Raw genomic sequence first — 13,216 nt, forward strand, 5'->3', positions numbered from 1 at the left:
AACCGATGGGCCGTCGAACAGTGCGGCTATCGATGTGCGGACGAAGCGATCCTTCGTCTGCGAGCCATCGGCCCGACGTTGGGGAGTATGAACTGGCGACCCGTTGGTGCGGGTCGCCTGCTCACACGTTGTTCCGATTCGGCGCTGCCGGCAGGTACCGTTCGGACCGACTCGCCGGTTCACGTCATCCACCGCCCGGAAACCCGGCGGGGAACGGCGCGAACCGGCGTCAACGGCCAAGGGGGAGGCCTATCGGCCTCCCCCCGAACGGTTTACCTGATCAGCGGCGCCAGTCGTCGTAGTTGTCGTCCTCGTCCCATTTGGACAAGGAGTCGTCCGCGTCGTGCTCATCCGACAGGACTCCACCACGGCGGGCGTTGTCACTACCGGAAAGCTCGCGCTGAAGGCTCGAGAAGTCGGTCGTCGGCGAGCTGTACTTCAGCTCGCGAGCGACCTTGGTCTGCTTTGCCTTAGCCCGGCCACGGCCCATGGCTGACCCCCTCGCGTCACAGCGGGGCGGCCTGGGGATTGGTGGCGGCCCCGTTCGAATTAATATCTTCCTGACAGACACTTTAGCGCGTGTCCGGCCGTTGCGCCTCCATGAGTCGGCTATCCGGTGTATCGACCGACCGGTTTGCCGATGTTTCGCCGCTCAGCCGCTAGTCGGTATCGCCTCGGGTATGGCACGTATCACACCCACCCGGTTGCCTCCCCCGAATACCGGGGGTGCGGCGAGCTCCGCCAGTTCAGCCGACCACGCCACCCCCATGCGCTGCAGAATTGCCATGGTCAGCGGGATTCTCGCCCGGTCGGCGCCGTCGTCGATCTTGTAGGCGAAGGCGCTGCCATCCGGCAAAGCGCCCGCGTGCACACCGTCGGCGCCGATCTTGCAGACCAGTCCGGGCACCGCGCGCATGGCCAATAGGTCGGACCCATTGGTGCCCGAAATCACCCACGGCCGGTCGCGCAGAACATCCGCGATCCGGCGTTCCGGCGTACCCGGAGCGGAAGTGATCAGTGTCGCGAACGCCCGTGCGAGGTTGACCAGCGCGACCGGGACGATGGGCAGGCCGCACCCATCGATCCCGAGATCGGTTTCCGGTTCACCGGTGACCGCGATCACCTGCGCCGCGACCGCCTGCTGCAAGGGATGGCCGGGGTCGGTGTAGCCCGTGGTCGGCCAGCCGTTCAGCGCACAGGTCGCCAGCATGGCGGCGTGTTTACCGGAACAGTTCATGAACCGTTTTGCGGGACCATCACCGCGGTGGATCACTCCGGCGCGGGCCTTCTCGTCCATCGGCAGATCGGGCGGGCAGGCCAGATCGTCCTCGGCGAAGCCGTAGCGGTCCAGGAGACGTTCGACCAGCCGGATATGTTCCGGCTCGCCGGTATGCGAGGCGCCGGCGATGGCGAGCTCGTCCTCGTCGACCGGGTCGAAGCCGAGTTTCAGCAGGGTGAGCGCCTGCAGCGGTTTGTTGGTGGAGCGCGGATAAATCGGAACGTGCACCGAACCGGTCTCGAACGTCGGTTCGCCGTCCGGTCCGACGATCACCACCGAACCGCGGTGCACGCATTCGCGGAACCCGGACCGCACCACTTCCACCAGATCGACGCTCATGCGTTGTCCTCCGACAGTGATCGGCCGCCGCGTTCGGGGGACACCCGCGCTGCCGCCGACGGGCCTGGTCCGTTCATGCTGTCGCCTCGGCTTCTCCGGGCGGAAGGGCGGGAGCGGACGTGGCCGCCTCCGGAGTGGCGGTCGCGATCGCTGCGGACCGGCCGGTGACCGAGTCCGCCGCGGGGCCGGCGGCGCCGCGACGTTTCGTGTGGCGGGCGATCTGGGCGCGGACGATATCGGAGACCGTGGGTTCGGCGGCGAGCAGCAGTTCCAGCCGCTGTGGGTCCGCGCCGGTGAAGACATCGCGGACGGTGACGCCGTGCTCGGGGACGTGCACGATCTCCATCTCGTCACCGGCGCCGACACTGCCCTCGGTGAGCACCCGGAAGTAGCAGCCGGTATTCGCCCGGTGCGTGAAGCGGCGCACCCACTGCGGCTCACCGGCCCAATGCCCGAAGGTGGCGCAGGGGACGCGCGGTCCGCTGACCTCGAATACCGCCTCGCCGACGGTGCAGCGCGTGCCGATGACGGCGTCGCTGAGCGCCAGCCCGGCGATCCGCAGGTTCTCCCCGAACCAGCCGACGGGCAGTTCTCGGCCGAGTTCGGCGGACCAGTTCGCCGCGTCCTCGTCGGCGTAACCGTAGACGGCCTGGTGTACGCCGCCGTGGTCTCGCGTATTGCAGACGTGGTCGCCGTCGAGGCCCAGGCGCTGCGCCCGGACCCGCCCGGTGACGGGGCGTTTGTCGATCGCGCTGCGCCCGACCCGGCCCGGCACCGTCAGCTCGGCGTGGACAACGCAGACGGCCAGTACCCGGCCGGTGTGCCCAACCCGCATCCGCGCTCCTCTCGGATCGTTGTGCTCGATACGCGGCGGGTCAGCGCCCGCGCAGCCGTTCGATGGCCTGGCGGCCGGGCTGGGGACTGTCGTCGGCGACCACCGAATCGGGATCGATGGCCGCGGCGGTATCGCCCACGGTGAGCTGGGCATCGACCGGGATGTTCCGTTTGATCAGCGCGAGCGCGATGGGGCCGAGTTCGTAGTGATCGATCACCGTGCCGAGTACACCGACAGCCCGGCCGCCCGCGGTGATCGGATCGCCGGGGGCGGGGCGTTCGTCGGCGGAACCGTCGAGATGCAGCAGGACCAGCCGCCGCGGCGGCTTACCCAGATTGTGGACGCGGGCCACGGTTTCCTGGCCGCGGTAGCAGCCTTTCTCGAGATGCACGGCACCGTACTCCTCGGGCGCGCCGATCCAGTTCACCTCGTGCGGGATGGTGCGGTCGTCGGTGTCCACACCGATTCTGGGACGGGCGGCGGCGACTCGCAGGGCCTCGTAGGCCCAGGAACCGGCCGGTTGCGCACCGGCGGCGGTGAGCGCGTTCCAGTGCGTCATCAGCTGGTCCCGGGGGACCACGAGATCGAAGGAATCTCCGGTGGGCCAGGGCATCCGGCGCAGGAAGCCGCCCCCCGGAAGCGGCAGCGCCTCATATGTCTCGGGTAACCGGTCCACGCCCAGGGCGGCCGTCGCGGTGTGCGCGAGCGGGCCGAGCAGGCTCAGCACGGCGTAATCCGGCTCCTCCTGAGGTTTGGCATCGGCCCAGAAAACCATCTTGCCGAGGAAGTCCAGCAGGGCCGGGCCGCGTTCGGCCTCGGTATCGATCCACACCGTGCCGGCGAGATCGGTGAGGACGAAATGATGCTGCACCCGGCCGTTGAGGTCCAGGTCCAGGTTTTCTGCGCTACGTCCGTCGGCCAATTCGGCGATGTGCTGGCTGGTGACGGTATGCAGCCAGGTCAACCGCTCGGCGCCGGTGATGGAGAAGACGAAACGATGCGACCGGTCCACGACCGCCAGCCGTTCGTTCGCGGCACGCTGTTCGCCGAGTGGGTCGCCGTAATGCCAGGGGACCGCAGCATCCGGGGAGCCGGGCACAGCGGCTACCGCTCCCGGTACAGCGAGGACAGGGCTGGGTGCGGAGACCACGGACACGGCTCCACTCTAGGAGCAAAACCCGCCGGCGCGCACGGCCGGGGTGTCAACCAGGGGTTTCGGGCCGGTCCCGGTCCGGGTGCAGCGGCACCAGCGGCAGCCGGCGGGCGATTTCCGGGGCACGGTTGCCGGAGGCGTCGACCTTGCCCGCGGCCACGGCGTCCGGGAAATCCAGGAGCCCGGTCGCCAGCAACAGCCAGGTGCGCGGATCGGTTTCCACGATATTGGGCGGGTTGCCGCGGGTGTGGCGCGGGCCTTCCACGCATTGGACCGCGACGAACGGCGGAACCCGGACCTCGACCGAATGCCCCGGTGCCGCGGCGGCCAGCGCGCGGGCGGTACCGCGGACCGCGGCGGCCAGTTCGCTACGGGCGGGGGCCGGCGAGTTTTCGTCGAGTAGCCATTCGCGTACCGCGGTCACTGCCGAGCGCACCTCGGCCGGGTCGATCTCCGTCCGTCGAGCCATGATCAGACTTTAACGAGCGCCGTAAACCCCTGTTGCGCCACCGACCAGGAATTCTCGAAACCCGGACCGAACGCGCCCAGCGGTGGTGCCGAGTTCAGCGAGGCCCTGAGAGGTTTTGGCCCGTCCCTGCGTTCAGCGCTCGATGCGATGCGGCGCAGCCGCGAGTGTCGAGCGCTGAACGCAGGGACCGAGGGGGCCGAAACCGGCGCTGCCGAAGGCGGCGCCAATAATTCTCGCCTAGTCTCATGCGCATGGTGGATCGAGTACTTGTAACACTCGACGGTGAGGTCCGTGACGCGGACCAGCCGTTGTTGTATGCCGATGATCTCGGCGCGTTGCGCGGTGACGGAATTTTCGAGACGGCGCTGGTCCGCGGTGGCACGGTATGCGCGCTCGATTTCCATCTGGCCAGATTGCGTCGTTCCGCGCAGGCCCTCGATCTACCCGAACCCGATCTCGCGCGCTGGCGGGAAGCGATGGAGACCGCGGCCAAGGAATGGGGAACCGAGGCGGAAGGGGTTATGCGGCTGGTGCTGACCCGCGGCCGGGAGAGCGCGCTGGGCGGCCCCACATCGGCGGTGCGCTCGGGCGAACTGTCCGAGGCTGTTCCGGTTCCGACGACCTACGTCATGGTCACGGGGGTACCCGAACGGGTCGCCGCGGCCAGGACCGAGGGTGTCGCGGTGGTGACATTGGCCCGCGGTATCTCGATAGATCTCGCGCAGGCCGCGCCCTGGCAGCTGCTCGGCGCGAAAACCCTTTCCTACGCAACGAATATGGCCGCGCTGCGGTTCGCCGCGCGGATGGGCGCCGACGATGTCATCTTCACCAGTACCGAGCACCGGGTCCTCGAGGGGCCGCGTTCGACCGTGGTGATCGTGCGGGACAAGCAGCTCATCACTCCGCCGGCGAAGCACGGGGTGCTGCCGGGGATAACCCAGCGGGCGCTGTACGCGGAAGCGGAGCGCAACGGTTACGACTGCCGTTACGAGCCGCTGTTCAGTGCCGATCTGTTCGATTGCGACAGCATATGGATGCTCAGCAGTGTGACGCTGGCGGCACGGGTCAATTCGCTGGACGGGGTGCGGCTGTCGGCCACGGATTCGGCGGCCGAGATCGTCGAGATGGTGGATCGGGGAATCGAGCGGGCCGGGACGATCGCGGACTGGTGAGTGGTGAAGGCCAGGTCACCACGCTGATGTGAGTTGTTGCGGAATTGTCGGTGATTTGGTGTCGGTGGACACATTGATCCGGCCGTACCGGCGCGTAATCTTGTACTACGACACGTCGTAGTACAAGGAGGCTCGTGTGGACGCCCTGGATGTCTCGCGATGGCAGTTCGGCATCACGACCGTCTACCACTTCTTGTTCGTTCCGCTGACAATCGGACTGGCGCCCCTGGTTGCCGGGATGCAGACCGCCTGGGTGATCACCGGTAAAGACCACTGGTATCGACTGACCAAATTCTTCGGGAAACTGTTCCTGATCAACTTCGCGCTCGGGGTCGCCACCGGGATCGTGCAGGAATTCCAGTTCGGGATGAACTGGAGCGAATACTCGCGTTTCGTCGGGGACGTATTCGGAGCACCCTTGGCCCTCGAGGGGCTGGTGGCCTTCTTCATGGAATCCACCTTCATCGGGCTGTGGATATTCGGCTGGTCCCGGCTACCGAAACTCGTGCATCTGGCCACCATCTGGATGGTGGCGATCGGCGTCAACGCCTCCGCGTACTTCATCATCGCCGCCAACTCGTTCATGCAGCATCCGGTCGGCGCCAGGTACAACCCGGAAACGGGCCGCGCCGAACTGACCAGCATCGTCGAACTGCTCACCAACAACACGGCGCTGGCCGCGTTCCCGCACGTGGTGGCGGGCTCGTTCCTCACCGCCGCCACCTTCGTGGCCGGGATCGCCGGCTGGTGGATGGTGCGCAACGCGCGCAGCGGGGATGCGGGCAAACTGGCCGAGGCGCGCACCATGTGGCGTCCGGCGGCGCGCGTCTCGCTGCTGATCGCGGTGGTCTCCGGGGCCGCCCTGGTCTACACCGGCGACGTCCAGGGCAAGCTGATGTTCGAACAGCAGCCCATGAAGATGGCGTCGGCGGAATCGCTGTGCCATACCGCCCTCGACCCGAAATTCTCCATCCTCACCGTCGGCACCCACAACAACTGCGACAGCGTCACCCATGTGCTCGAGGTGCCCTACGTCCTGCCCTGGCTGGCCGAAGGGTCCTTCAGCGGCGTGGAACTCGAGGGCGTCGTCGATCTGCAGCAGGCCTACAACGAGAAATTCGGACCCGGCGACTACCGGCCCAACCTGTTCGTCACCTACTGGTCGTTCCGCGCCATGATCGGCCTCGCCGCCGGCTCGGCCCTGCTGGTATTCGCCGGCTTCTGGATGACCCGCCGCGGCCGCGTACCCGATCAGCGCTGGTACTCGTGGTTGAGCCTGCTCGCCATTCCGACCCCGTTCCTGGCCAATGCGGCCGGGTGGGTGTTCACCGAGATGGGCCGGCAACCCTGGGTGGTGGTACCCAACCCGACCGGCGACCAGGATCTGCGGCTCATGGTCCAGGACGGGGTCTCCGACCACGCGGCCGCGACGGTGTGGATCTCGCTGATCACCTTCACCGTGGTCTACGGGCTACTGGCCGTCGTGTGGTTCTACCTCATGCGCCGCTATGTGCGGGAAGGTCCGGAACGGCCGCCCGAGGCAGCGCCCGACGGTGCGCCGGATTCGGAAAAGCCTGCTACCGAGCAGCTTTCGTTCGCCTACTAGGAGCCGGGGATGGAACTGCAGGAATTCTGGTTCGTACTGATCGGGGTACTCTTCACCGGGTACTTCGTGCTCGAGGGCTTCGATTTCGGGGTCGGGATGCTCATGCCGATACTCGGTAAAGGATCCGATACCCGGCGGCGGGTGGTGCTCAACACCATCGGGCCGGTCTGGGACGGCAACGAGGTCTGGCTGATCACCGCCGGCGGCGCATTGTTCGCCGCGTTCCCGGAGTGGTACGCGAGCATGTTCTCGGGTTTCTACCTTCCGTTGCTGCTGTTGCTGGTGGCGTTGATCCTGCGGATCTGCGCGATCGAATACCGCGGCAAGATCGACGATCCGCGCTGGCGGGCGCGTTGCGACCTCGGTATCGGTATCGGGTCCTGGGTACCTGCACTGGCATGGGGCTGGGTTTTCGCCAATATCGTGCGCGGCGTACCGCTGGATGCCGATAAACAGTTCACCGGCGTAATGGCGGGTCTGTTCAGTCCGTACGCGCTACTGGGTGCGCTCACCACCGGATTGCTGTTCGCCCTCCACGGCGCTGTGTTCCTGGCGCTCAAAACCGCGGGCGAGGTGCGCAGCGACGCAGTGCGCACCGCCCGGCTGCTCCTGGTGCCCACGGCCGCCGTGGTCGGCGGTTTCGGTCTCTGGACCCAACTCGCCTACGGGGCGGACTGGACCTGGATCCTGCTGGCGCTCGCGGTGTTCGGGCTGCTCGGCGGAGCCGGGGCACTGTTCGCCGGCCGCGACGGCTGGGCGTTCACCGGTACCGCGCTCACCGTTCTCGCTGCCTCCGCACTGCTGTTCGGCGCGCTGTTCCCCGATGTTCTGCCCTCCACCATCGACCCCGCGTACAACCTCACGGTCGACAACGCCTCGTCCACCCCGTACACGTTGAAGGTGATGAGCTGGGCGGCACTGGCCGTCACGCCGGTGGTCCTCGGTTACCAGGCCTGGACGTACTGGGTGTTCCGCAAACGCATTAGTGTCGAGCACATCCCAGCCGGAATCGGACTTTCCCCCCGTGTCGCAAACGAGGAGTGACCCCTGATGGCCCGCCCGCCCGTGGACCCACGCCTGTGGCGGTACGCACGCTCGGCCCGGAGTTATCTGGTGCTCAGCGTCGGCCTGTCGCTGCTGACCACGGTCGCCATCGTGGCCGCGGCGGTCCTGCTGGGGCGGGTGCTGGCCGGTGTCATCACCGACCCGGGACAGCGGACCGTGGCCGCCTGGCATACCGAACTGGTGCTGCTGGCGGTGGCGGTCGCGGTTCGTGCGCTGGCCGCCTGGTGGCAGGCGCGGATCGCGCATCGGGCCGGTGCCCGGGTCGTCGCCGAGCTGGAGCAGTCGGTGCTCGCCGCGGGGGCGGGCCTGGCGCCCCGCGAATTGGAAACGCGCCGCACGGAACTCGCCGTGGTGGTGAGCAGCGGGCTCAGCGGCCTGCGCCCCTACCTCACCGGATATGTACCCGCTCTACTGCTGGCGGTGCTGGTACCGCCGGTCGTGCTGGTGGTGATCGCCGCGCACGACCTCACCTCGGCCCTCATCGTGATCATCACCCTGCCCCTGATCCCGATCTTCATGGTGCTCATCGGCCTGCTCACCGAGGGCCGGGCCCGCGCCACCCTGGACGCCACCACCCGGCTGTCCGATCAACTGCTCGACCTGTTCGCCGGTATGCCCACCCTGCGCGCCCTCGGCCGGGAAACCGGGGCCGGCACCGACATACCGGGGCGCACAATGAGCCGCCAGGTCCGGGAACTGGGCGAATCGCTGCACCGGCGCACCATGAGTGCGTTGCGGATCGCGTTCCTCTCCTCGATGGTGCTCGAACTGCTGGCAACCCTGTCGGTGGCTCTGGTCGCCGTGGCGATCGGGATGCGGCTGGTGCACGGCGATATGAGCCTCTATGCCGGTGTTGTCGCGCTGGTTCTCGCGCCGGAGGTCTATCTGCCACTTCGGACCGTGGGTGAACGGTTCCATGCCGCACAGGACGGGATGGCGGCCGCAGACAAAGCTTTCGCGATCCTCGACCCAGCGGGTACGAAGGACGGCAACTGCTCGGAACCGGTTCGCGACCGGGAACAGTCAGCGATGGGCGATACACGAGAGCGTGCTGTTGCCGGCACGGACGGCGGGCCAGAGCGCGGTGGGGTTCGCGGCTCGGCCGGTGGTGACGAGCACGTAGCGGTGACGGATATCGCGGCGGCGAGTGGTCGTGATGGGCGCGGGTCAGCGCTCGGCATCGAAAGCCCCGGGGCACCGACCGGCGGCGACGAGTGTGCTGCGGCGACAGTCGGCGGGCAAGCCGCGGCCGAAAGCCCGAGTGCCGCGGGTAGCGGGCGTGGAGTGATCGAATTACGGGACCTCACCGTCGAATCCAGGGATGGCGCCGCGCCCGACGGCTTGTGGGCGCAACTGCGTCCCGGTACCGTCACCGCGCTCACCGGACCGAACGGCAGCGGTAAATCCACCGTGCTGCAGGCGATCCTGGGCCTGATCGAGCCCACCCGCGGTGCGGTACTCGCCGAGGGCGTGGATATCCGGCAGCTGCCCGCGGAGCAGTGGTGGCAGCGGCTGGCGTGGCTGCCGCAGCGGCCGGTGCTGGTTCCGGGCACCCTGCGGGAGAACCTCGAACTACTGGGCGCCACCGTGTCGGGCTCACCGCGCCGGGGCGCGGCCCGGGTACTCAGTGAACTCGATGCCGCCTGCGCCGCAACGGGATTCGATGCGGTACTCGATTCGCTGCCGGCCGGATGGGATACCGTCGTCGGATCCGGTGGAATCGGCCTCTCCCTGGGACAACGGCAGCGCCTGGCCCTCACCCGCGTCCTCGCCGCCGGGCGTCCGATCGTGCTGCTGGACGAACCGACCGCTCACCTGGACCCAGACAGCGAAACCGCGGTCGCGGGCGCGCTGACAACACTCGCGCGCACCGGCGCCAACGTCGTAGTGGTCGCGCACCGTCCCGCACTGCTGTCCGCCGCGGACGAAATCGTCACGGTACCGTCGACCGCTCAGCGGGTAGTCCCATGAGCAGCCGGCCCTCGGCCCCCCGGCGGCCGCACCCCATCGGAACAGCGGGGCGCGGGCCGCTGCGCCGCTGGGCCCGGATACGGTTGCTGCTGCGCGACATCCGTCAGATGTGGGAGCTGCTGGAAATTCCCCGATGGCGGCTGGCAGTCGCGGTGGGGTGGGGTGTGCTGGCCCTGGGCAGCGGTCTCGGTCTGGCCGCGCTCGCCGCCTGGCTGATCGCCCGCGCCTGGCAGATGCCGCCCGTACTGGACCTCACCGTCGCGGTGGTCGCGGTCCGGGCACTCGGTATCTCGCGCGGACTGTGCCGGTACCTGGAACGGCTCGCTACCCACGATGTGGCGCTGCGCTCGATGACCGCGGCCCGCACCTCGGTGTATCGGGCGCTCGCGCGCGCACCACTGTGGTTGACCCGCCGTTCGGAAACCGGACTTCCCGGTGCGGCGCAAACCCCTGCACCGGCCGGCACCTCCGGACGATCCCTGACCACCGCGCCGCGTGTGCCCGGCCGGCTGCGTCGCGGTGATGTGCTGGTCCGGGTGGGCACCGATATCGACGATCTCGGTGCCGTCGTGGTCCGCACCTTCGTGCCCATTGCGGTGGCACTGGTGTTGTCGGCGGCCGCGGTCGCGCTACTGGCCTTCATCTCCCCGGCGGCGGCTGCCGTGCTCGCCGCCGCGCTGGTCTTCTCCGGTGTCGTCGCGCCGTGGCTGTCGGCGCGGGCCGCCGCCGGCGCCGAACGAGCGGCGCGGGCCGACCGCGCGGAATTCACCGCGCACGCGCTCACGGTTCTGGACCACGCCGCCGAGTTACGGGTTGCCGGGAAACTGGATACCGCCCTCGCGACCGCCGCCGCGGCCGACGACCGGGTCCTCGCCGCCGAGGACAGCGCCGCCGCCCGTACGGCGTGGGCGGCCGCCGCGACCCCGCTGGCCACCGGGGTCAGTGTGCTCGCTGCCCTCCTGATCGGAATCTCCCTCTACGGCCCGGACGGTGGCACTCCGGGCGCTATGACACCGATGGCGATGGCCGTGCTGGTCCTGCTGCCGCTCTCGTCCTTCGAAGCGACCGGCGCCCTACCGGCCGCGGCGCAGTCGCTCACCGTGGCGCGGGCAGCGTTGCACCGGCTGCGCGCGGTCTCGCCGGATCACCGCACCGAGTCGATCGAACCGCAGCCATCCGTACCCGCTGCCGGAGCACCGGCCGATACCCGTAAACGATTCGGTACAGGCGGCAACCCGCACCCCTTCCCGTACGCCGACAGTCGCGCCGACGGTGTGGTGATCGGCTGGGTCGGCGACGGTCAATGGCAGATACCGCAACGTCCCCGGGCCGCACGGGTCGCGGTCGTCGGGCCCAGCGGGGCGGGGAAAACCACCCTGCTGATGGCCTGGGCCGGACTTTTCGACCACCCCGACGACGATGTGCGTTTCTTCGCCGAGGATGCACACCTGTTCGGCACCAGCGTGCTGGAGAACCTGCGGGTGGCCCGCGGTGACCTGGACGCCGAAACGGCCGAACGAGCATTGCGCACGGTCGGGCTGGGGAAATGGCTGGACGGCCTGCCGGACGGCGTGCACACCGATCTCGTCGGCGGAGCCGCCGCCGTATCGGGCGGGCAGCGCCGGCGGATCCTGCTCGCCCGCGCACTGGTCTCGCCCGCCCGCGTCCTCCTCCTCGACGAGCCCACCGAACATCTGGACGCCGCCGCGGGCGCCCGGCTGCTGCGCGATCTACTCGATACCGGCAGCGGCCTGGTCGCACCGGACCGTGATGTGGTGGTCGTCACGCATCAACTCCCGGCCGGACATCACGCCGGACTGGTACTCACCGTGGATGAATCCGGCCAGGTCCGGGCGGCTTTTCCGGACGGCGAAGCAACGCATTACGCCGTCGACGAAATTCCGTTGCCGACCCCGGCCATCCGCGGCTAGGTTCGTGGGTACACAAGGAAGGAGGTGATCCGACGAATGGAAATTCACAGGACGCGTGAGGTGGCTGTCAGCTGAGCGCTGTAGCCGGCTGTGCACGGTTTCCGTTCACCCCTGAGCGCTGAGCGAATTCCAGGCAGCCACCCGGCCCCCGAGTCCCCGATCCGTCCGATCGGGATCGGTCGCGAATCCTCCGGTATCCACCGCGGGAACTGCGCCGATACGGCTCGGGGGTCGTTCCGTTTCAAGGGCAGCACAGGCCGCGACCACAACGGCGGCTGGAAATCGCCCGGTCGGCTACGACCGAGCCGGACCGTGACAGGGGCAGGACCGTGCCATCCGAGCCGGCCGGATACGGGGTCGGCCGCGCTCTCTGCGGGTCAGCCGATATAGCGCTGCAGACGTGCCGAGAGCCGAGGCTCCAGCGGCCCGTCGGCCACCACCCGCTCCTCCACATACGCCAGATCGCCGCCCTCGACGATCCCGTACAGACGTTTGGCACCACCCACCACCGCGCCGGTCTGGCTGCGGATCACCACATCGGTGGCAAGCTCCCAGGACGACTGGGTGAGCGCGGTGCCGTAGAAAAGCTCGACAATGCCCGTGCTATGCGTGAGCAGCAGCTCCAGCACCTCGTCGTTTCCCTCGGCGCCGACCCGCCAGAACCCGCTCTCCCGCAGGTCCGAGCCACCATAGCTGCCGTCGGATTCGATGAACCAAGACCGCGAATCCCAGCTCAGATAATCCCCACCGTCATGGGAGACCACGATCTGCTGACCGAAGCGATAATCGCCGCGCTCGGGATTGTTGCCCTCACCCTCACCGCGCCACACACCGACCAACGGCAACAGCGCCAGCATGGCCGGATTCAGATCCGGGCCGAGTCGCAGATTGGCCGTATCGTCGGGCAGCGGAAGATCCGGGAGAACCGGGATATTGCGCCCGGCGGTCACCTTGGCGCGCTCGGCCGCATCGGCCACCGCCCGGTCGCCGCTGAGCGCCGACTGATCGTCGGTCGACCGCCCGTTACCGTTGCGGACGGACGGCTCGGCCGCCGGATCGCCGTTGCTGGTATCGCTCGCTCGCTCGGCCGGATCGGGACCCTCGCTCGCGAGACCACTCATGATTCGGTGAACAGCCGGTAGAAGACGTACAGGCCGAACCATCCGATGAGGACCGATACGGCGATCAGCAGAATCTCGAAGAAGAGGACCACAGTGTTAGTTTATGCGGCGCCTGCGGCGCCGCGGGGTTAGGCCCCCCATTGTGGGGGGGTCGGTGGGTGTCGCTTTAGCTTAGCGGCCGCGGCGGCGGTTTTACTGGGGTCGTTACTCGGGGGTACAAATGTGGCGATATACCCGGGGCGCCGCTGGGGCCGCTTATACTAACACTGTGGTCC

The 13,216-nt window shown here is 68.3% G+C and carries 11 protein-coding genes; 5 read left to right on the forward strand and 6 right to left on the reverse strand.

The features are described 5' to 3' along the window. Positions 1-280: 280 nt before the first annotated feature. The 5 genes from QH196_RS15990 to QH196_RS16010 form a co-directional block, all read right to left on the reverse strand. Positions 281-490 (reverse strand): DUF3073 domain-containing protein, encoded by a 210-nt coding sequence (locus QH196_RS15990; protein WP_280416587.1) that lies wholly within the window; start codon positions 488-490, stop codon positions 281-283. A gap of 162 nt (positions 491-652) precedes the next feature. Continuing rightward, a complete protein-coding gene (locus QH196_RS15995) occupies positions 653-1,618 on the reverse strand; it encodes an asparaginase (protein ID WP_280416588.1) in 966 nt (321 codons plus the stop codon). A 73-nt stretch (positions 1,619-1,691) separates the two neighbouring features. Next, a complete protein-coding gene (locus QH196_RS16000; protein ID WP_280416589.1) occupies positions 1,692-2,453 on the reverse strand; it encodes an MOSC domain-containing protein in 762 nt (253 codons plus the stop codon). 40 nt (positions 2,454-2,493) lie between these two features. Beyond that, a complete protein-coding gene (locus QH196_RS16005; RefSeq protein WP_280416590.1) occupies positions 2,494-3,609 on the reverse strand; it encodes a YgfZ/GcvT domain-containing protein in 1,116 nt (371 codons plus the stop codon). A 46-nt stretch (positions 3,610-3,655) separates the two neighbouring features. After that, positions 3,656-4,075 carry a sterol carrier family protein gene (locus tag QH196_RS16010; protein ID WP_280416591.1) on the reverse strand — a complete coding sequence of 140 codons (420 nt, stop codon included), beginning with the start codon at positions 4,073-4,075 and terminating at the stop codon, positions 3,656-3,658. A 251-nt stretch (positions 4,076-4,326) separates the two neighbouring features. Between QH196_RS16010 and QH196_RS16015 the strand changes: the two genes are divergently transcribed. The 5 genes from QH196_RS16015 to cydC all read left to right on the forward strand — a co-directional run bounded on the left by QH196_RS16015 (position 4,327) and on the right by cydC (position 11,820). Further along, the gene (locus QH196_RS16015) at positions 4,327-5,247 is read left to right on the forward strand and encodes an aminodeoxychorismate lyase (RefSeq protein WP_280416592.1); all 921 of its coding nucleotides are present in this window, start codon (positions 4,327-4,329) and stop codon (positions 5,245-5,247) included. Between the two features lie 136 nt (positions 5,248-5,383). Further along, complete coding sequence (locus QH196_RS16020) at positions 5,384-6,853, forward strand: cytochrome ubiquinol oxidase subunit I (RefSeq protein WP_280416593.1); 1,470 nt, start codon at positions 5,384-5,386, stop codon at positions 6,851-6,853. A gap of 9 nt (positions 6,854-6,862) precedes the next feature. After that, positions 6,863-7,897: a cytochrome d ubiquinol oxidase subunit II gene (cydB, locus tag QH196_RS16025; RefSeq protein ID WP_280416594.1), complete on the forward strand. Its 1,035-nt coding sequence runs from the start codon at positions 6,863-6,865 to the stop codon at positions 7,895-7,897. A 6-nt stretch (positions 7,898-7,903) separates the two neighbouring features. Then, positions 7,904-9,889 carry an ABC transporter ATP-binding protein/permease gene (locus QH196_RS16030; RefSeq protein WP_280416595.1) on the forward strand — a complete coding sequence of 662 codons (1,986 nt, stop codon included), beginning with the start codon at positions 7,904-7,906 and terminating at the stop codon, positions 9,887-9,889. Between the two features lie 107 nt (positions 9,890-9,996). Then, entirely contained in the window at positions 9,997-11,820 is a 1,824-nt protein-coding gene (gene cydC / locus QH196_RS16035; RefSeq protein WP_280416598.1) for a thiol reductant ABC exporter subunit CydC, read from the forward strand. Positions 11,821-12,197: 377 nt separating this feature from the next. Here the strand turns inward: cydC and QH196_RS16040 are convergent, their stop codons facing one another. Next, entirely contained in the window at positions 12,198-12,941 is a 744-nt protein-coding gene (locus QH196_RS16040; protein WP_280416596.1) for an FABP family protein, read from the reverse strand. Positions 12,942-13,216 lie beyond the last annotated feature (275 nt).

It is taken from the genome of Nocardia carnea (genome assembly GCF_029868325.1).
GTDB lineage: Bacteria > Actinomycetota > Actinomycetes > Mycobacteriales > Mycobacteriaceae > Nocardia > Nocardia carnea_C.